Annotated in this window: 10 protein-coding genes; 1 reads left to right on the top strand and 9 read right to left on the bottom strand. The window is 42.7% G+C overall.

Translation table 11 applies throughout. The features are described from left to right. Window positions 1-383: 383 nt before the first annotated feature. The 9 genes from MKY84_RS04810 to MKY84_RS04770 form a co-directional block, all read right to left on the bottom strand. Window positions 384-5,210: a S8 family serine peptidase gene (locus MKY84_RS04810; RefSeq protein WP_342528150.1), complete on the bottom strand. Its 4,827-nt coding sequence runs from the start codon at window positions 5,208-5,210 to the stop codon at window positions 384-386. Window positions 5,211-5,699: 489 nt separating this feature from the next. Continuing rightward, window positions 5,700-5,870 carry a hypothetical protein gene (locus MKY84_RS04805; RefSeq protein ID WP_342528149.1) on the bottom strand — a complete coding sequence of 57 codons (171 nt, stop codon included), beginning with the start codon at window positions 5,868-5,870 and terminating at the stop codon, window positions 5,700-5,702. A 792-nt stretch (window positions 5,871-6,662) separates the two neighbouring features. Further along, the gene (locus tag MKY84_RS04800) at window positions 6,663-7,673 is read right to left on the bottom strand and encodes an S-layer homology domain-containing protein (protein ID WP_342528148.1); all 1,011 of its coding nucleotides are present in this window, start codon (window positions 7,671-7,673) and stop codon (window positions 6,663-6,665) included. A 1,136-nt stretch (window positions 7,674-8,809) separates the two neighbouring features. Continuing rightward, the gene (locus tag MKY84_RS04795) at window positions 8,810-9,754 is read right to left on the bottom strand and encodes a hypothetical protein (RefSeq protein ID WP_342528147.1); all 945 of its coding nucleotides are present in this window, start codon (window positions 9,752-9,754) and stop codon (window positions 8,810-8,812) included. A 150-nt stretch (window positions 9,755-9,904) separates the two neighbouring features. Continuing rightward, window positions 9,905-10,912: an S-layer homology domain-containing protein gene (locus MKY84_RS04790; protein ID WP_342528146.1), complete on the bottom strand. Its 1,008-nt coding sequence runs from the start codon at window positions 10,910-10,912 to the stop codon at window positions 9,905-9,907. Window positions 10,913-12,186: 1,274 nt separating this feature from the next. After that, a complete protein-coding gene (locus MKY84_RS04785; protein WP_342528145.1) occupies window positions 12,187-13,203 on the bottom strand; it encodes an S-layer homology domain-containing protein in 1,017 nt (338 codons plus the stop codon). Between the two features lie 272 nt (window positions 13,204-13,475). Next, window positions 13,476-14,756 carry a LysM peptidoglycan-binding domain-containing protein gene (locus tag MKY84_RS04780; protein WP_342528144.1) on the bottom strand — a complete coding sequence of 427 codons (1,281 nt, stop codon included), beginning with the start codon at window positions 14,754-14,756 and terminating at the stop codon, window positions 13,476-13,478. A gap of 205 nt (window positions 14,757-14,961) precedes the next feature. Next, window positions 14,962-16,281, bottom strand: coding sequence for a serine protease (locus tag MKY84_RS04775; protein ID WP_342528143.1), 1,320 nt, complete (start codon window positions 16,279-16,281; stop codon window positions 14,962-14,964). A 1,192-nt stretch (window positions 16,282-17,473) separates the two neighbouring features. Then, entirely contained in the window at window positions 17,474-19,681 is a 2,208-nt protein-coding gene (locus MKY84_RS04770; RefSeq protein ID WP_342528142.1) for a 5'-nucleotidase C-terminal domain-containing protein, read from the bottom strand. A gap of 264 nt (window positions 19,682-19,945) precedes the next feature. On the opposite strand from MKY84_RS04770, the gene MKY84_RS04765 reads away from it, so the two are divergent. Next, the gene (locus tag MKY84_RS04765; protein WP_342528141.1) at window positions 19,946-21,085 is read left to right on the top strand and encodes an acyltransferase; all 1,140 of its coding nucleotides are present in this window, start codon (window positions 19,946-19,948) and stop codon (window positions 21,083-21,085) included. Window positions 21,086-22,010 lie beyond the last annotated feature (925 nt).

Below are 22,010 nucleotides of genomic sequence, written 5' to 3'. Positions count from 1 at the left end.
TAATCAACTGTTCCTCAGAATTTAAGTTGAGTTCCATTCCAGGGCTGCATTCCGTGGGCGCGCTGTGTTTACAACTCAATGGAATCGAGTTGCGAACGTCAGAAAGACGCTCCAAAATCAGTCGCACCAACCGAGGCCAAGAGCGCCTCACTTGCCACGCCTGATTTTCTCGGACTTTCTTGAGTGACGTTCTCCACATCTAAATATAATCAAGTTGCGAACGTCAGAAAGACGCTCCAAAATCAGTCGCACCAACCGAGGCCAAGAGCGCCTCACTTGCCACGCCTGATTTTCTCGGACTTTCTTGAGTGACGTTCTCCACATCTAGAAGACAAAAAACAACCCCTCGAGCTAAATGAGCTCAAGGGGTTGGATTCGGTGAGTTAAAATTCGCCTAAAGTTGTAAGAAGCATATACAGCATAGTTGCTGATTCTGCACGCGTTGCATTTGCACGTGGGTCGAATGAGTTATCTGGACGACCGTTGATGATTCCTGCATCGTATGCGATTTTCACATGCTCTTTAGCCCAGTCAGCAATTTCTGCATCATCTACGAATTTGTGACGAGTGTCAAACTCTTCTAAGAATCCTGGGAATTGGTATTCAGCTGCACGAACGATCATAGACGCCATTTCTTGACGAGTGATCTGAGCAGTTGGGTCAAACGTTGTATCTGTGCGCCCGCTGATGATACCTGCTTCGTATGCTGCTTCGATATGCTGGTAGCTCCAAGCGTTTGCTTCTGTTACGTCTGTGAATGTACCTTCGTACTCACCTAATGGCAAGCTTAGTGAACGAGAGACTAATACTGCGAACTCTTGACGTGTCACATTGTCATTCGGTGCGAAAGATACATCTGTTTTACCAGCGATGATTGTACGTGATGCTAACACTTCCACATAGTCTTTACTCCAGTGAGTTGAGATGTCTGGGAACGTTACGTTTTTCTCATAAGCTGTGTACGTACCTGTTTTCTTAGCTAGGAAGATAATGATATCTTCGAAGACAAATCCGCCAGAATACGTTTGTGCTAAGTTATCAGCAATGTGGTAAGCTGCTGCTTTGCGTGAATCATTTACTTCTTTATCAAGTGTTAGCATGACATAGACCATACCTGCCAGATCTGTAACTGGAGTAACTTCGCTTCCATTTTTCAGACCTACTTCAAGTGTGTAGTCGCCTGCTAGTTTCGTAGCCACTTCATTTGAAGCATCGATGAAGCCGTTTTTCGTTACAGAGATCACATAACGCTCAGCGTCTGCTGCTAACCATGCTTCAAGAGTTTCGTAAGAGTAGAAGTAGCTTGCGCCTTCACCGTAGATCAATTCGAATGAATAGCCTGCATCTACCATTGCTTGAACTGCTTCTCTCGTCAATTCAACTGTCGTTGTCTCGCCGTCTGTAAGATCGTCAAGGTTCAATGATACATAACCAGAACCATCTTCTAATTGATCTTGAATGTCTTCTACGTCAATTACAGTAACACCGTGGTCTGCTGATTGTTTCACAGTCACGTTTTCTACTGTTTCAAGACCGACAACATCCACTACCTTGATTTCGAATTCATTGACGCCTTCTGTTAATGGAAGTTCCACTTCAACTGTTTCAGAGTAGTTTTTCAACTCGTATGGCTCAGAAAGTTCGTTGAAGAACACTTCGTCCCCGTTCACATAGACACGTACTTCATCGAAGTTATCGCCGACTTGGATGTCTGCAGTAACAACTTCCGTCTCTAGTGGAGCTGATTTAGGAATAGCCGTTACATCTAATGTTGGAGCTGTTGTATCGACACCAACTTGGCGCTGGATATCGAATGTGTTGTTGTGCTCATCAGTAGCTGCCACTTTCACTTTGTGCACTCCATCAGGAAGTGTCAATGTGTGTGCATAGTTTGTGCCGTCGAACTCATCAGCGTTTTCACCATTAACAGTAACTGCGATAACACCTGAGTCATCTGAAACTGTTCCTGTGAATTCTACTTCAGAAGAATCGAAGAATGCTAGGTAATCTGGAGTCAACCAGTTGATGTTCGGTACATTAGTTTCGTATGGAGTTGAAGCCACACGTTTTGTTACTTCCGTATCGTTACCTGCCACGTCATACGCTACAAATGTTACATCATCGCCTGGTGTTACATCTGTGTAGTCAAATGCTTCAACTGCACCTGTCTCATCCGCGATTAATGTTGTCACTAATGCATCTTCTACGTAAACTTCAATTACATCAACACCTGAAAGGTTGTCAGATGCATTCAAGTCCATCGTTTGTTCAGTTGTATCCACATCAACTGATAACTGAGGAGCTGTTACGTCTAGCTTGATTGGATACGCTTTTGATTGCCATTCAGCACCAGGGAAATCGATAACTGCTTTGACTTCGATCTGGTATTCGCCTTCAACTGGCGCTTTGCCGTTGATTTTCCCGTCCCATGCATACAGTGGGTTGAACGTGAATGAGCTACCTGATGGATCATAGTGCTTGCGTAAGTTTTTGCTTGTACCGATTGTACGCAATTTCTTGCCGTCTTTGTCTAGGATGTTCACTTGGAAATCTTTGACGTTACGTTTTAATGTGAATACTGGTAGAGCTGTATCGAATACGCCATCACCGTTTGGAGAGAACGCAACTGTTGTTTCGTCATATGACTCATCTGCGAACGTTTTACCAGGAACGATGTTCCCTTCTCTCGTTGCGATAGTCCCTTGCATGCCCCACTTCGAAGTATCCAACCAGAAGTCTTCATCGAAGATTGGTGCAGCATCCCATGAACCATTGAAGCCGAAGAACGGTACTGTCAATGTTGGTAAGTTTTCTGTTTCGCCTTCTTCAGGAGTTGAATCCGTTAATTGCAGGAATCCATCTAAGAAGAAACCGTTTGTGAAGATTTCCATCAATTCTGGCTCAGCAGTTACATCAACAGATACTGTGAATTCTTGCGTGCTGTTTGGTGCCACTGTAACTGTTTCAGGCGCATCTGATGTATAGTGAACGCCTTCTTCTAGAACAAGTGAACCGATTTCGTTTGGTGCAGTGATTGTACGACCACTGAATCCAGCTGCGAAATCTGTTTGCAATTGAAGGTTAACGTCATATTCTTTTGCCGTGTCTGAGAAGTTCTCAGCCGTCAATGTGAATGTGAATTGACCGTCAGCGATTTCTTTTAACGCTACTTTACCTTCACCAGTTGTATTTTCATACACGATTACGTCTGTTTCAAGTGCATTAGCTAGTTGCATGATCCCTGCACCTTGGCGACGTGGTGAAACTAGTTCAGTAATGCCATCATACTCATCAAAGACAACAGGTTTAGCTGTATTCATCAACAAGTTTTTAGCACGTTGTGCACGGTCATAACCAGAAAGGTTGAAGTCATTGTCAACACGTTCGAATACTAGTGCAGATCCACCAGCTACGTGAGGTGCTGCCATTGACGTACCGCTCATCAAACCATATTTGTCGTCATTCATTGTCGAGTAGATGTTTCCACCTGGCGCTGTGATCTCTGGTTTGAAATCAAGGTTTGGTGTTGGACCCCATGACGTGAACGAAGACATCAAGCCTGCTTCTGGGTTTGGAGTAGAAATAAGTTCGCCATCAAAACGAACTGTTACGTCAGCTCCACCGTCAATAAGCGCTTTCATTGCTAAGCCATCTGCTTGTAGAGATGACATGTAAGGAATTTGGATTGCTGGATCAGATACCATGTTGATCGTACCAGCTGTATTGTTGTGAACGATGATTCCAGCTGCACCAGCTGCTTGTGCATTTAAGCCTTTTTCTGTGAAAGCGATAGCTCCACGAGAAACTAGGACAAATTTGCCTTCTACATCAAGTCCTTCGAAATCAGCTACTTGGCCAAGGTTAGCGTAAACAACTTCATAGTTAACGCCATCTTCTGGCTGTACATCATTAGCAAGTAAGAACATGGCTTCTCCAGCGTCCACTCCATCTGCTGCATAGCTAAAGCCGACTGCTGCGATGTCAGTGTTTTCAAATGATGCAACACCTAGAGAACCTTCAGAAACTGATGGTGAACCTGTTAGACCGTAATCTTGGTCAGATGCATCATTGTAGTCAAAGCCTGAACCGAACATATCTGAGTTACCCGCAGAGATTGAAACGATGAGACCGTTTTCTTTCGCACGAGCGACCGCTTGTTGTTCTGGGTTTGAGTTATCTACGAATCCAGCTGTAGCACCTAGTGACATGTTGATAACGTCAGCGCCAAGTTTAATTGAATCGTCGATTGCTTTTACGTACACGTCACCGAATGTAGAACCGAAGTTCTGATCGTTTCCGAATACTTTCATTGCTAAGATCTGAGCTTCTGGTGCTACCCCTTGGATACCGCCGTCTGACTCGTCACCATTTGCTCCAACTGTACCCGATACGTGCTGCCCGTGCATAGAAGCGCCAGGAGCGATGTCGCGTACTTCTTGGTTGTCATCCATGTAGTTGTAACCGAAAGGAATTTTCGCTGAGAAGTATTTCCCTCCAGAAATATCACCAGCTGATACGTGAGTTGATACTTCTTCAGAAGTGATCTCACCTGTTGCATCATCTGTTAGGACGAAATCTTTGTGGGCCGGGTCAATCCCGCTGTCAATAACAGCAACAACTGCGCCTTCTCCACGGTAGTCATATTTATCCCATGCAAGCTGTGCTTGCACAAGTTCTTTAGAAGTTACCATTTCTGGTTTCACTTCAGGACGTTTGTATTCTGTTGCTTCGAAAACTGCTTTTACTCCGTTTAACTTAGCGATTTTTGCTACGTCGCCTGCTTTTACTTCAAGGGAGAACCCGTTGAATACGGTAGTGAAAGATTGTTTGATATCAAAGTTGCCAATTGCTTTTTTCATAGCTACTTGTACGTCTACTTGTTGTTTTTCAACAACAGCTTCTGCAGATGCTTTTGATGAAGACGATAAATCTTTGTAGCTCAACCCTTGTGCTGTTGCTTCAGCGATCGCTGGCGCTTTGTCTAATTCAACAATGACGCGGACGATTTCTTTTACGTCAGCCGGTTGTTCAAATTTCGCAGGAATTTTCGGTAGTGCTTTTTGCGGAGTTGCCAGTGGCGCGAGGACTTTTGTATCCATCAGGTTATTGTCGACAGTTTGTGCTTGTGCAACTGGTAATCCAGTAAGTGCTGTCGTTGCTGCTAATGATGAAGCCATGGTCATTAGCAAAGCTTTTTTCTTTTTGCTCACTCATGTTCCCCCTAAGTAGTTTTTCGTTCCCCTATTTCTAGTTTCAAAATAGTCCAACAATTCATAATTTACCATAATGAAGCTAGATTGCAATATAAAGTTAATTAAATTAAACAAAATAGGCCTGTTATTTCGAAATTTAAGTCGAAAGGCAGGGGTTATTTAAAAGTGTAAAGAATATTTGTAAATGGTTTGTAGTATTTATGTCATTATTTTGTGATGGTTGGAATTTCGACTTTAAGTCGAATTATAGAGTTAAAATGAGGGGGTGTTTGGGGTTTAAAATCCGTAAGGATTTCTTAGTTTCATAGTAGTTTAAATGAGAGAAAACCGTCTTATTTCGTTATGCAACAATTTCATCTACCTCCAGCTGATTCGTCCATACTAAAGAGAAGTGACAAATTAGACCAGTTCGCTGCCGAGGATTGATTTTCTAATAAGTACGAAAAACAGACTGTCTGTCTGGATATCTTTCTGTCATCAACAATTTCATCCACCTCCAACTGATTCGTCTTCTTTATCAAGTGAAAAAGGAAAAGTACCGGATTCGCTCACGGAGCGAATCCGGCACCATTCTTCTTCATTCGACCAAAAACGATCAGCTTCCGTTAGATAAAAGTTGTTGAAAGACTTCTTTTTAGGAAGTTGTGCAGCTAACATATTTTATAGTTGCCCCTGGCTCTAAAGATTTCCTTAACTTCTCACTTCTCTTTACTATTACTAGTCTCTGCCGGGCTGTGCTAACGCAAGGACCGATATAATGACTGATAAGACAAAGTGGAGGTCAGCGGGTTAGCTACATAAAATCAGCTTGCTTATTAACATTTCAAAATCAAAAAACAATGAGTTTAGCTCGTTATAATTCAGTAGATAACAATAAATAGACCTATGGCGAAATAACTTTTGCAAATATCATCCCTGGGGTTGTATCTACACCGAGTGTACTTGTTTTGTTCTTCAAGCTCGCTGACCTAGATTGTGATTCTTCACAATATGAATCGGGCCTTGCGTTAGCACAGCCCGCCTCAGTCTAGATGTGGAGGTTGCCACTCTTAGAAATTCCGAGAAAATCGGGCGTCCCCGTTGAGGCGTTAGTTGCCTCTGCGGGTGCGACTGATTTTGGAGCGTATTTCTGGCGACCGGAACTCGATAATACTTTGGTGATCAATAGAATAAGTAGAGGCGGAGCCGACAAAGGGTTTGGTCATTTCTACCACTTCCTGAAAGGTAATAACAGATTGAGCTTTCTTCGATGACTGGGATTGATTTTTGGAAGTACTAAGAAGAATGCTAGGCTATTCGCTCAAAAAGCGAATCGCCTAGCTTTGGTTTTTAGCACTTAGAAGGAAATCAATCACGGGCAGCGAACTAGTCTAATCTGTGACTTGCTCTGAGTTTCGAGGTGATTAGTGGAAGAAAAAAGCACCGGCTAGGCCGATGCTTTAGAAAGTATTATTGGTTTTTGAAAACTACTGTGTATTCGAACATTTCACCGTTCCAGCCTTCAAACGTGAACGTTACAGATTTTCCTCCAACCTCATTGAGATCAGCTGCATCGCTGACACCAAGTGATTTGAAGATTTCTCGAGTTGCTTCTTCATAATCTTCCCAAGATAGATCATAATTTGACCCTTTTACTGATGCGAAAGCGAAATCATAGAACGGAATGATGGAGTAGAACAATTCCGTCGTGTTAATCAAGTCCGCTTGACGCGTAGTAGGTGCAATAGTAACTGTAATTGTGTTAGTTTTTGTATCAACTGAAGCCTTCATTGGGTTGTATCTGTTGTCGTTGTACATTTCTGCAAGCATTAACATCCACTCTTCTGACTTCGCTTCTTCTGAAACATTTTCAGAATTCACAACGAATGACGCCATTGCGTCACGACGAACAAAGTCGTTTGGTGCGAACTTTGTTTTTGAAACGCCAGATGTTACGCCGAAGTGGTAAAGTGCTTGTACATAGTCATCGTACCAAGAGCCTTCCACTACGTCCGTGAATGGTGTTTCCACGAAGTTTGCAGGATATAGGTAGTAAGCTGCTGTTAGAATTGATGCCATTTGAGCGCGCGTTAATTTGTCGTTAGGACCAAATTTACCATTGGTGTGCCCGTTCATGATACCGTATTCCGCTAAGATCGCGATTTCCTCGTAATACCAAGCTCCTTTTTTCACATCCGGGAAACCAGGGTTCTCCACGAAAGAAGTGTCAAGATCTAAAGCGTTCGTTAAGATAACGGCTGCTTCTGCACGTGTCAGTTGGCGAGCAGGTTGGTATGTACCGTCTGGATAACCTGTGATGACGCTGCGGTTTGCCAGGTTGTAGATGTTGTCATAATGAACGTTTGCTTCTGGAATGTCTGAGAAAGTTGCTCCGTTTGCTGATGCTGTTGTTGCGAATACCCCTGTTGCTAATGCGGCTGCTAGAGCTGCTTGTGTGATCTTCTTTGATGAAATGTTCAATTTCTCTATCTCCTTTTTCTTATAAAATATAAAAATAATAGTAGCATAATGTTTTTGGTAATAATACAGTTTTTTGAAATTTTTTCTTCTGTTGGATAGGGTGTGAATTTTAGCAAGAGAAATTGTAGCCGATTAGACTATTCCGATGCTGAGGATTGATCTCCTAATAAGTACGGAAAACAGACTGTCTGAATATCTTTTTCTCATCAATATTTTTATCTAACTCCAACTGATTCGCCTTCTTTATCAAGTGAAAAAGGAAAAGTGCCGGATTCGCTCAAAGAGCGAATCCGGCACCATTCTTCTTCATTCGACCGAAAACGATCAGCTTCCGCTAAATAAAAGTCGTTGAAAGACTTCTTTTTAGGAAGTTGTGCAGCCTACTAAGTTTTTAATCGCCTCTGGCTCTATAGCTTTTCTTAACTTCTCACTTTCCTTTGCTATTACTAGTCTCTGCCGGGCTGTCCTAACGCAAGGCCCGATACCATGACAGAAAAAACATAGTTCAGGTCAGCGAGTTAGCTGCATAAAATCAGCTTGCTTTTAAACATTTCAAAATCAGAAAATATCACTGGTGGTGTATCTGCAAGAAGTTTACTTGTCCTTATCTACAAACTCGCTGACCTAGACCGTGTTTCTTAACAAGCTGAATCGGGCCTTGCGTTAGCACAGCCCGCCTCAGTCTAGATGTGGAGGTTGCCACTCTTAGAAATTCCGAGAAAATCGGGCGTGCCCGTTGAGGCGTTAGTTGCCTCTGCGGGTGCGACTGATTTTGGAGCGTATTTCTGGCGACCGGAACTCGATAATACTTTGGTGATCAATAGAATAAGTAGAGGCGGAGCCGACAATGGATTTGATCAGTTCAACCACTTCCTAAAAAGCAGTGGCAGATTAAGTTTTCTTCGATGACAGGGATTGATTTTTGTGAATACTAAGAAGAATGCTAGGCGATTCGCTCAAAAAGCGAATCGCCTAGCTTTGGTTTTTAGCACTTAGAAGGAAATCAATCACGGGCAGCGAACTAATTTAATCTGGCATTGCTTCTGAGGCTTGAACGAATCAGCTGAGTGAGATGAAGTTGTTAAAAACAGAAAAAACCGACACTCCCAAATAGGAGATGTCGGTTCTGATTGAAATTATCCGCCAGTTACTTGACTCATAAGCTCTGAGCGACGCTCGGCTTTACGCTCTTTGTACTGAGTTTCATAGTCAGCCGCATACGATTTGTTAAAACCATTAGCGACAAATACATTTTGTACGACAGCTAGTGTTGAATAAAAAGCTGCATCTGTTGATGCTTCTAAATTAGCTGCTGCTGCTGAATACTTGCGATAGAAATATCCATAATCAATGCTTTCGCCATTAGCTTGCATTGTTGTGTACTCTGCTTTTGCACGAGAAACTAGAGCGTTCAAACGCTCTTCTGCTTGTGCTTCAAGACCAGCAAATACTGGATTGTATCTTGTTTTGATTTCAGAGACTGTCATAGTCGAAGTTTCAGATGAACCACCTGTGCTAGTTCCTGATCCAGATCCAGAGCCTGAACCCGATCCAGAAGAACCACTTCCACCTGTTGAACCAGAGCTACCAGATCCTGAAGAACCTGAACCAGACGAGTCGGAACCTGATGAACCACTGCCACCAGTCGAACCTGAGCTACCTGATCCTGATGAGCCACTGCCACCAGTCGAACCTGAAGCGCCATTAGATGACGTCCCTGAGTTTGTTGTACCTGTGCTTCCTGTTGAAGAACCGCCTGACTCAGAAGAGTCGCTATCTTCTTCCCCATCCGCAGATGAGCTATTGTTTGATGCCACGACAGTACCCTCTGCATCTTCAGGTGCTTGTGAAACCGTCAAAATGTTTCCTTCTGCATCCTTCTCTGTTACAGTACCGTCTTCTTCGATTTCAAGCGTACCGCCATCTGGTAATTCGATGACGTAAGGCTCACGTACAATTTCATCCACTTCTGTATCTGCTACATCGTATTCTTTGAATTTGGCAATATAAAGTACGTACCCACCGATAATCAGTGCCAAGCTACCAATGACGATGGCCGCAATTTTTAAGACTTTTTTCATGACAATCTCCTTTATCTGAATCAATTTGCTTCTAGTAGTATAGCATATCGATTCTTTAGTATCATGTTCCAAAAGTCATTTTCTATGGTTTAATCTGTAAAAAAACAAAGAACCTTAGTCTTTTGGACTAAGGCTCTTTGTGCGTTCGATTTAGAATCCTGAGAAAGTGAATGTGTATTGGAACGCATTGCCCCAATAATCTTCAAGTGAGAATACTAATGTTTTCCCAGCAAGTTCATTCATATCTGATTCTTCAGTTAAACCAAGTGCAGAGATAATTGCTGCACGAGCTTCGCTTGGAGAAGCTTCAGATAATTCTACACTTGAACCAGAAACAGTTGCAGAGTATAAATCATAGTAAGGGATCATCATGAATAGGTTAGTGTCCATGATGTCTTTAATTTGTAAATCTGTGTTGTAAACAGTTACGTTTACTTCATTTAAATCTTGATCAAATGAAGTCTTGATTGGAAGACGAGTTTGATCATTGAAATCTTCTACTCCTACTTGAAGAGCAGTGTCAACTTTCAACTCAGTGTCAGCCTCTTCAGCATTTACAACGAATGAAGCCATAGCATCACGACGAACGAATGCGTTTGGTGAGTAAGTTGTAGCTGTTGTACCAGCAGTTACATCATAGAAGTACAAGTTCTGTACGAAAGAGAAGTACCAGCTAGTTGTTGGAACGTCATTGAATGGAATTTGAGTAGTTGCTGGTGCATACAGATTGTAAGCAAATGTTAAGATTGAAGCCATTTGAGCACGTGTCAATTTGTCGTTAGGACCAAATTTGCCGTTGCCGTATCCGTTAAGAATACCTAGTTCTGTTAGTGCTGCTACTTCATCATAATACCAAGCGCCTTCTTTAAGATCCGAGAATTCTGGATCTTCGTAGTCAGTTGTATCTAACATTAAAGCGTTAGAAAGAATCACAGCTGCCTCAGCACGTGTTAGGTGGTTAGCTGGACGGTATGTACCATCTGGGTAACCAGAGACGATATCGCGACCTGAAAGGTTTAAGATATTGTCATAGTGAACGTTTGTTTGTGGAACGTCGCTGAATGAGTGGCCATCAGCTGATGCCGATGTAGCGAATGCCGATGTCGCAATAGCTGCTACTAAAGCTGCCTTTGTGACTTTTTTCGTAGAAAATTTCACTGGGTAGTTCCTCCTTTAGACTAGTGTTTTGTTCATAGTACATCGTACCATAACAAATAAGGAAATTGTAGGGAATGTTGAAAATATTTTCGGTTTTTCGACATATGTGGTATGGGGCTTGGTTTTAGTAGCGGTTTTTGTAAGAAAAATTAGATTAATTCGCTGCCGCAAATTTATTTTCTTATAAGTTTCACTAAACACTACTAGGTGACTGGCTAAGAATAAACTATAAATCTTTCTTTCCTTTATCAACAATTTGATCTATCTAGAGCTACCACTTCAATCCAAAAAGACCGAAAAAGCTAATCTTCTATTATCAACAGGTTTATCTATCTCCAGCTGATTCGTCTTCGGAATCAAGTGAAATAGAAGTAGCAGATTGGACTAGTCCGCTGCCAGAGATTGATTTCCTAACAAGCAAGGACTAAAAAAACAGGTCTTTCTGTTATCAACAATTTCATCCACCTCCAGCCGATTCGTCTTCGGAATCAAGTAAAAAAGGAAAAGCGCCGGATTCGCTCAAGGAGCGAATCCGGCACCATTCTTCTTCATTCGATGGAAAACGATCAGCTTCCGTTAGATAAAAGTTGTTGAAAGACTTCTTTTTAGGAAGTTGTGAAGCCTACTAGGGTATTAGTCGCCTCTGGCTCTATAGCATTTCTTAATTTCTCACTTCTCTTTGCTATTACTAGTCTCTGCCGGGCTGTGCTAACGCAAGGCCCGATACTAGGACAGATAAAACATAGTTGAGGTCAGCGGGTTATTTGTATAAAAATCAGCTTTATGAGCATTTCAAAAATTAAAAATATCATCGATGTGTATCTGCAAGAAGTTCACTTGTCTTGTTCTTCAATCTCGCTGACCTACACCGTGACTTTTCACGATTTGAGTCGGGCCTTGCGTTAGCACAGCCTGCCTGACCCTAGATGTGGAGGTTGCCACTTTAGAAATTCCGAGAAAATCGGGCGTACCCGTGGAGGCGTTAGTTGCCTCTGCGGGTGCGACTGATTTCGGAGCGTATTTCTGGCGACCGGAACTCGATAACGCTTTAAGTTTCATAGGACTAGTAGAGGCGGAGCCGACAAATGAAATGATTACTTCTACCACTTCCTAAAAAGCAGTGGCAGATTAAGTTTTCTTCGATGACAGGGATTGATTTTTCCGAGTACTAAGAAGAATACTAGGCGATTCGCTCAAAAAGCGAATCGCCTAGTTTTGGTTTTTAGCACTTGTAAGAAAATCAATCTCTGGTAGCGAACTAGTTTAATCTGCTATTACTCATTTCTGAAAGTGATCGTGTACTCAAACTTTTCACCATACATTCCCTCGAAAACAAGCGTGATGTACTTGCCATGTAATCCATTGATATCACTCACAAAATCTAAGTTCATCATGTCCAACATTTCGAAATAGAAGAACTCTTCAGTGTTCGGGTCAGCAAAATTCAAATCATTCCCTTTGATATACATGCCTTCCACCTTTTCTTCCATCGGCAAGAACAAATAGAAGAAATCATAGACGGTAGAGTTTTCAAAGTTTCTATCCGTCGGTGCTATGGTTACGTTGATGATGTTGGTTTCTGTATTCGCCACTACTGTAAGGTCATTTCCTTCAAGTGCATTGAAGTACTCGACGTTGTAGGCCATCCACTCTTCCATTTTCTCCTCTTCAGACACTTTTTCCGAGTTCACAACGAAAGAAGCCATTTCGTCACGACGGACAAAGTCGTTTGGTGCAAATTTCGTAGGTGTGGTGCCGGCTGTCACATCAAATCGGTACATTCCTTGCACATACTCATCGTACCAAGAACCTTCCACCACATCTGTAAAGGGTAGCTCTAAGTCTGATGCTGAAAAGAGATCGTAGGCGTTCGCTAAAATCGTAGCCATTTGAGCACGCGTTAGTTTATCATTCGGTCCAAATTTGCCATTTTCGTAGCCAGTGATGAGATCATGTTTAGCTAGAAGCGATACTTCTTCAAAGTACCAAGAGCCTCTCTTCACATCCGAGAAAAAAGCGCGTGGTGCATCTAAAGAATCCAGTTTTAGTGCGTTAGCCAAGATGACTGCTGCTTCTGCACGTGTTAACTGTTGCTCGGGTTGATAGGTGCCATCTGGATAGCCTTTCAGTATAGAGCGATCTGTTAGGTTGTAAATGTTTTCATAGTGAACATTGGTTTTCGGTACGTCTGAGAATTCCGCGCCATTAGCAGCGGCTGTTGTTGCTGCTGCGCTTGTTAGTAGTGCTGTAGCTAGTGCTACTTTTGTTAGTTTCTTCATTGAAATTTTCATGTGAACTGGCTCCTCTTTGTAACTCATGATAGGTTGAGTATAGCACCTTGCTAGTTTTTTACATAGCTACCAATAATCTATTTTGACGAATAGTTTTAGAAGAAGTTTCACAAAAAAATAAAAACAGTAAGTTCTCCAGAATTAAATTCTAGGAAACTTACTGTTCTTATCTATGTTGAGTTCTGTTTCGAGACTACTTTTCTCGGAGTTTCTTGCGTGACGTTCTCCACATCTTATTGAAATCGAGTTGCGAACGTTCTCCACATCTTATATCAATCTGCAGCGTAGAAACGCTTGTAGCTATCAAAGTGTTTTTTCCAATATGAGTCGTTTAGGCTAGTGATCGTGATGCCCTTGCTTCCTGCATGGATGAACTGGTTATTGCCCACATAAATGCCGAGATGCGAGATGCCGGATGTGTATGTATTGGCAAAGAAAACAAGGTCTCCTACTTGTGGTGCATTTAAGTCATACGAACGTGCGTCCATTCCCTTTGAGTTGGTACGAGGGATGTTGATACCCGCTTGTTGGTACACATAATAGATGAAGCCAGAGCAATCGAAACCTGCAGGTGTTGATCCGCCCCATACATAAGGGACGCCAAGCATGGATTTAGCAACAGAGACAATTTTTTCTGCTTGCGATGCATTTACTGGCGGCTTTGCAGGTGCTGGTGGTGTCACAGGTGCCGGATTTACGACAGGTTGTGTGATGCTACCTGAAGGTCCTGCAACGGCTAGTTTTTGGCCGATATAAATCGTATCTGATCGAAGCGCGTTCCACTCTTTAAGTTTTGCAACAGTCGTAGTGAATTTGCCAGCAATTTTTGATAAAGAGTCTCCGGCTACTACTGTATACGTAGATTGCGAGACAGGTGTTGTCGGTTGTGTTGGCTGAGTCGGTTGTACAGGTTGACTTGGTGCTGGAGCCGAACCACCATTGATTGTTAACTTTTGCCCGACGAAAATCATGTCGGATGTTAGGTTGTTCCATTGTTTTAATTGAGTGACGGACACTTTATATTGGACACCAATTTTTGATAGCGAATCGCCGGCTTTTACTATGTAAGTTGTTGTTGCAGGTGCCGGTTGGCTTGGTTGTGTTGGCTGAACGGGTTGTGTCGGTGTTGTATTTGCCACCGATGCTCCATTAATGGTCAATTTCTGACCAACGAAAATCATGTCAGACGTTAGCTTGTTCCATTGTTTTAGGTTGGACACCGATACTTTATGGTTAGCACCGATTTTTGATAACGAATCGCCAGCGACTACTGTGTATGTAGTGGCAGATGAAGCAGGTGCCGTTGTTGTCGATGGTTTTGTTGGTGTTGACGTTGTCGTCGTGGCTACAACTAATTGTTGGTTCGGGTAGATGACATCGGTTGTGAGTTTGTTCCATTGTTTGATTTGATCGACTGTGATTTTATGGGTATTGGCTACTTTCCACAAGGAGTCACCTGTTTTCACCTGGTAGGTGCTGGCTTCTGCATCTTGGGCGTAGAGCATTAGGGCTAAAGCGGTGCTGCCTAGAACTGCGTAGCTACTTTTGTTCACTCAATTCCCTCTCTTTCGTAACATCAATGTATTCATTATAATTTTCTGACATTGAATGCGCAATAGTTATTTTAGGAGTGCACTAATCTCCCTCTTAAATTTCGATGAAAATGAAGCAAAATTTTAGACCAACTATTGCTGCGAACTCTTTTAATCTACTTACTCATAAAAAAAGAGCCTGCAAATGCAGACTCTAAGGGACGTACTATTGTAAGCTATTGATTCGGTAGTCACCGAATTCATCGATGATGACTTCCATCGTAAACGTTCGTTGGTAAAGCGTCGGTTCTTCCGTTGACGTATCTGCCACAATGACGTCGAAGATGACTGTGCTGCTCTCTTCTCCGATTTCAATCGACTGGATGACCGGTGTACGGAATTCCGGTGTAACGGCTTTGCTTAGGACATCTGTGCGGTACGCTGGAATAATAGCGTCTGCCACTTCTTGTGATTTGAAGAAGTAGATGTAATAAGACAAGGCCTCGTCTGTTAAGTAGTAGTAAAGTGATTCATTGAAGTCGAATGTGTAAGCTGTCAAGAATTCTTCTGTGAATTGAATCGGTTCGACGACCGGTTCTTCCGGCTGATAAGCGTCTTCCCCTTTTTCATCGGCTTCTGACACATATTGCGCAGCCAGGCCGGTCACGAGATGAATTGGCATTGCATAGCCAATAGCTGGGTTGGCTGTTTGGACAATGGAATTGATGCCAATGACGGCACCAGTTTTATTCGAGAACAAAGGTCCACCACTTGATCCAGGTTCGATTTGAGCGGTCATTTCGTATAGTTGGTCGTATAAATAGCCATCGTCAATCGTGACGTTTGTTGCAGTGATTTTACCAGTCGTCGCCACGTTCGCTTGATTACGAGGACTTCCGATGGCGGTCACATCATCGCCGATAGCTGCCATGCTGGATGCCATCTGGAGAGGTTCTTTTCCAGCTAGTTGTGGCACACGAACTACTGCGAAGTCGACGGATTGTGATTTACCGATGACATAGCCTGTAAACGTTTGGCCAGTCGCATTGACAACACTGATTTCAGTTGAGTCTTGGACAACGTGAGCATTAGTGACGATGTCACCTTTTGTGTTGTAAAGAAAACCAGATCCTTGTGCTTCCGCTGAGTAGAGTGTGTACACTGCTCCTGTTGCGTTAGCTAGTACGAGTGAGGCTTCGTTTTCCTTTTCATCATCGTTTGCTTTTTCAGTATCGACGACTACTTCGACTTCTGTGATGGATTCATATTCCGGCTCTTGTTCCTCAGCCGGTTCTTCGGCTACAGGAGTTGAGGGCTGTTCCACTTCATGCTCTGGTTCCGGCTCGGGTTCTTCCACCTCGACTTCTTCTGTTTCCTCCACAGGTTGTTCAGGTGTCGGGGCGACGATTTCATTTTCGATTTGTTGTTCTGGTAAAAAGTACGATTGCACGAGTAGATAGCCAATCACGAGCACAAGCGGCAAGATAATTATTGGTAGTAATCGTTTGGCGAATCGTTTTTTGCGTTGTGCGCTTCGTCGAGTCATGGGGCTGTCTCCTCCTTGATAGAGTGGTTCTTGATGATAGTTTGTGCTGAATTTTGTCGGATTGTCTGTTCACAGTGTATTGGACGTCGTTAGGACGTGGAATGTTTCATGCATTTAAGATATTCTGTGATTGCTTTTGGCATTTTTGTAAGGCAATGCCTACATAATATGGTGAACTTTGTTCGCATTTAAGTATAGCACAGAATCCCTTGACTGAGCCTGTTGTACAGGAGTAAGAATTTCATTTCGCTTTAGTTGATTTGTCATCAAAAACAAGTAGCGGCAGATTAGAATGGTTCGCTGCCAGAGATTGATTTGCTAATAAGTGCTAAAAACAGATTGTCTGTATGGATTTTTCTCTGTCATCAACAATTCTATCCAACTCCAACTGATTCGTCTTCTATATCAAGTGAAAAAGGAAAAGTACCGGATTCGCTCAAGGAGCGAATCCGGGAACATTCTTCTTCATTCGACCGAAAACGATCAGCTTCCGTTAGATAAAAGTTATTGAAAGACTTATTTTTAGGAAGTTGTGCAGCCTACTTGGTTAATAGTCGCCTCTGGCTCTATAGCTTTGCTTAAATCCTCACTTCCCTTTGCTATTACTGGAATCTGCCGGGCTGTGCTAACGCAAGGCCCGATACTATGAGAGACAATTCACAGTTTGGGTCAGCTGGTTAGTCTTATAAAGACAAGCTACCTCTCTAACCTTTCAAAATCAAATACTATCACCGAGGTGTATCTGCAAGGAGTTTACTTGTCTTGTTCTTCAAACTCACTGACCTAGTTTGTGCTTCTTAACAAGCTGAATCGGGCCTTGCCTTAGCACAGCCCGCCTCATTCTAGATGTAAAGGTTGCCATGAGACAAGCAAAAAAAGTAGAGGCGAAGCCGACAAAGAAGCTGATCATTTCTACCACTTCCTAAGAGGTAGTGGCAGATCGAGTTATCTCCGATGACAGCTATTGATTTTTGAAAGTACTAAGAAGAATGCTAGGCGATTCGCTCAAAAAGCGAATCGCCTATCTTTGGTTTTTAGCACTTATTAGGAAATCAATAGTTGGCAGCGGACTATTCTAATCTGCTACTCCTTTGTCAGTTGATAAAGAAGACGAATCAGCTGGAGGTGGATGAAATTGTTGGCACAACAAAACCCCTCCACCGTTGCCGGTGAAGGGGTCTGTGAAAACTAATTAGTTAGCATCGTAGAACGATACGTAAGGAGCAAACATCGAGATGATGCGCGCTGCTTCCGCACGAGTCGTTGTAGCACCTGGCTTGAATGTACCATTCGGGTAACCAGAGATGATTCCGTTTTCGTACATGTTCCAGATAGCCTCAAGCTCAATCTCTGGTAAATGGCTTACATCAGAGAATGGATACTCGACTACATCATTTGCTGGCATAAAGTAACCAGTTGAGAATACGTTGTTAACCATCAATGCGAAGTGTGAACGCTTGATGAAACCACGTGGGTTGAAAGTTGTTTCTGTTTGACCATTGATTAGACCAGCTGCATACAATGCGTGGATTTCGTTTTGACGAGCAATTGGAAGATCCGCGATGTCTGTAAATGGTGCCATATCCTCTTCAGCAATGTCTTCTGTTGGAAGGTCTAATAGACGAACCATCATAGACGCTAACTGCCAACGTGGTAATGTGTTGTCAGGTGAGAATGTGTTAGTAGTTGTACCTGTCATAACGTTACGAGCAAACAAGTCATTTACATATGGGTATTCCCAGTCAAGTAGGTTTACGTCACCGTATGGAAGAGTAGTTGTGATACGACCTTCCATTAATGGCATTACCATATCAAGAGATTGTACATACTCGATGAACATTTCGTAATCTACGAAACCTGGCTCAGAAACGCGGCCATCTGCATACGCCTCACCGAAAGATGTGAAACCATCTTTACCAGTTGCGATGTAAGTGTTTGTAGCTACTTTGTAGAACTCATCTTCTTCGATTGGAAGACGACCATCTTCAGTTACCATGTTGGCATCAACAACGCGCTCACCAGCAGGTTTTGATGGATCAAATACGAACTCAAGACCTGAAACCGATAGGAATGAACCAAGCTCAGCTGGGTAGCTTCCTACTGATACTTCTAGAGCTTCAAGTAATTCAGCACCCGTTAAGTCCATGATTGCTAGTGAGTTACCGAAAGGCATTACGCTTAACACTTCAGAGTAAGTGATGTCGCCAACGTCGATTGAGTTACGGATACCACCGCCGTTTTGAACTGCGATTACTGTTTCCGGATCAATTTCTTGTGCTTTTGCAAGCATACCGTCAGTTACTAAGTTTCCTAGGTTAGTTTCAGCTGCACGGACACCGCCAGCTCCACGTGTACCATTTAAGAATACTTCTGCGTAAGCGCCAACAGACTCAGCACCTTTTGCGTCTACTATAGTTTTGTAAGGAGCTAAAATATCAGTTGCCCCTTGGTCAGCTACAGCTGAACTTACGGGGTGGTGGATACCTTCGTGGTCTGTGATAACACCATTTTCATCGAATGATACGTCCAGGTCGCCAAGGAATGAACCGTTTGCGCCTGCTTGCACGATAACTACTGGCTCGCCAGAAGTTTCATTTGTCAACATTGTAGGAGGAAGTAAAGCTGTGTGAGTGTGACCGCCAACTACTACGTCAATCCCTGCAACTTCTTGAGCAAGTAATAAATCGTTATCGTATACTGCAGAATCGTTGTAACCGATATGTGTAAGAGCAACGATTTTGTTAACGCCAGCGTCTTCGAAAGCAGCGACTGCTTCTTCTGCTGCAGCGATGTAGTCAGTGAAGTCTACGCTTTCAGGGCTTGAGATGTTAGCTGTCTCAGCAGTTGTCAAACCGAATACCCCTACTTTTTCACCATTAATTTCTTTGATTATTCCGTTATAAATTTGACCATCTGCCGCCACGTCTGTGTAAGTCATGTTTTGAAGACCATCAAATTTAGCATCACCAGAAAAATCAACATTTGCTGCTACGAATGGGAAGTCAGCGCCAGCTACGAAATCAGCAAGAGCTTGGTGACCATCTTCTGACATACCTAAATCGAATTCATGGTTACCAAATGTCATTGCATCATACCCGATGTAATTCATTAGTTCTAAGTCAGCTTGGCCTTGGAACTCGTTGAAGTAAAGCGAACCTGAGAAAACGTCACCTGCATCAAGTAAAAGGCTGTTTTCATTTCCTACTGCGTCACGTAATTGCTTAACAAGAGTTGCACGTTTCGGTGCATTTGCTAGAGCCGCGTGCGTGTCATTCGTGTGTAGAATCGTTAATGAGAAGTCAGCATCTGCTGCTCCTGTTGACAATGGAGCATTGACACCAATGATACCTACAGCTAATGCTGTAGCAACGCTTACCTTGATCATTTTGTAGCTTTTCATTCGACACCATCCTTTGGTTTTTTTGGTGATTGCACTGTTTTTATGTATGCGTTTAGACCTGAGATGAAAGCGCAATCATGCACAGATAATTATATCAATCTCTCGGTAGTCCGACAACATTCTATTCAGAAAATTACCAACTTAACAAATCCTTTGTAAATTTCACATAAGCTTTACAGTTTTGCGGTGATTTTTGACAGGCTTTGGCGAGTGGTAGTGAAATCTGTTAAACTATAGGTATTCTAGGAAAAGCTGGTGACTTCTATGCAATTGAAACGACCTTTTTTAAGCGAAGTTCAGTGGGCTCGTGCACTGGCAATTTTTGCAGTGCTCTTCGTACATTCCAGTTCAACCGGAATGGGTATGACCGTGCCTTTCTCTCTTCCTTATACAGGCTATAGCATTTTGAACATTGCTGGAAAAATCGGGACGTCAACGTTTATCTTTCTAAGCAGTTTCATCTTATTCTATACGTACTATTATCGAGATTTAACGCCGAAACTGTTCACGAGCTTTTACAAAAATCGCTTGCTGTACATCTTGGTTCCTTATATCGTCTTTTCGGTTTTCTATTTTGCCCTTCGCTACGATATCAATCAGTTCGATCTGACATGGCCTGAAATCATCGATAAGTTTACAGGCGAGTTGTTAACAGGAAATGCTTATACCCACTTGTATTTTGTCTATGTGAGCGTGCAGTTTTACTTGATGTTCCCTATCTTCTTGTATCTCTTCAAGCGTTTTGAATTTTTACGGAAATGGGCATTGCCACTCGGGATCTTGATTCAGTGGGCATGGGTTTTAGCCAATACGCATTTCTTCCAAGTCCCTGAGAAGGGTTCTATCTCTTTGTCTTATTTCATGTTTTATTTCATGGGTGCCTTTCTCGGTATCTACTATGAACAGTTCGTGACCTGGTTAAAAGATCTTCGCCGCAGCAGATTTGTCTTAGTGGGTGTGGTCGCCTTGTATCTCGTCATGACTGCTGGTTATTATTATGTGATGGTAATGGCACGAACGGGATCTGCGTATTTCTCGTCCTTTACTTATGAGCTAACTTGGAGTTTGATGGCGCTGACTGCCGGATTCTTAATCTTTGTACTAGCGCATGCGCTTGGTCACTTTAACCTGCCACGATTTAAAGCAACACTTGTGGAAATCGGTGCGGTGTCGTTTGGGATTTACTTGATTCATCCGTATTTGCTTTATTGGATGCGGGAATGGTTGCCAGGCGGCTCACCGTTTGTATTCCACGGTTGGCAAGTGTTCACGTTCTTTGCCATCTTCTTAGGAAGTTGGTTGATTGTGCGTCTCGTATACGATTTTGTGCCGGCGAGTTGGGTTATTTTCGGTAAGGGGAATAAGGTTTGGGGCTGGCGAGGTCGAGCTAAGAAAGCTAAATAACCGACTAGTCTCCTTATCAGTTCATTTGAAACGAAAGAAAAAGGACTCCTTTTCCTGTATCAACAGTTTCATCTATCTCCAGCCGATTCGTCTTCTTAATCAAGTAAAAAAGAAAGGCACCGGATTCGCTTTTTGAGCGAATCCGGTGCCTCTCTTCTTCATTCGACCGAAAACGATCAGCTTCCGCTAGATAAAAGTTGTTGAAAGACTTCTTCTTAGGAAGTTGTGAAGCCTATTAGGTTACTAGTCGCCTCCGGCTCTATTGATTTTCTTAACTTCTCACTTCTCTTTGCTATTAACAGTCTCTGCCGTGCTGTGCTAACGCAAGGCCCGATACTATGTTAGATAAAACATAGTGTAGGTCAGCGAGTTAACCTTATAAATATCAGATTTCATATGAATACTTTAAAATCAAAAATAAGGAATACAGCTTGTTCTTAATCAGTTGATAACACAGTCTCTATGACTAGTTAACTTGAAGTAAATGTGATCACTGTGTAGCATCTGCAAGGAGTTTACTTGTCTTGTTCTTCAAACTCGCTGACCTAGACTGTGACGTTTCACAATATGAATCGGGCCTTGCGTTAGCACAGCCCGCCTCAGTCTAGATGTGGAGGTTGCCACTCTTAGAAATTCCGAGAAAATCGGGCGTCCCCGTTGAGGCGTTAGTTGCCTCTGCGGGTGCGACTGATTTTGGAGCGTATTTCTGGCGACCGGAACTCGATAGCGCTTTGAGTTTCATTGAACTGTTAGAGGCGGAGCCGAAAAAGGAACTGAATCATTTCTACCACTTCCTGAAAGGTAGTAGTAGATTAAGTTTTCTTAGATGACAGATATTGATTTTTGAAAGTACTAAGAAGAATGCTAGGCGATTCGCTCAAAAAGCGAATCGCCTAGTTTTGGTTTTTAGCACTTATTAGGAAAT

The sequence above is a fragment of the Chryseomicrobium sp. FSL W7-1435 genome (assembly GCF_038595005.1).
In the GTDB taxonomy this organism is placed as follows: domain Bacteria; phylum Bacillota; class Bacilli; order Bacillales_A; family Planococcaceae; genus Chryseomicrobium.
This window is presented reverse-complemented; position numbering and strand designations above follow the sequence as displayed.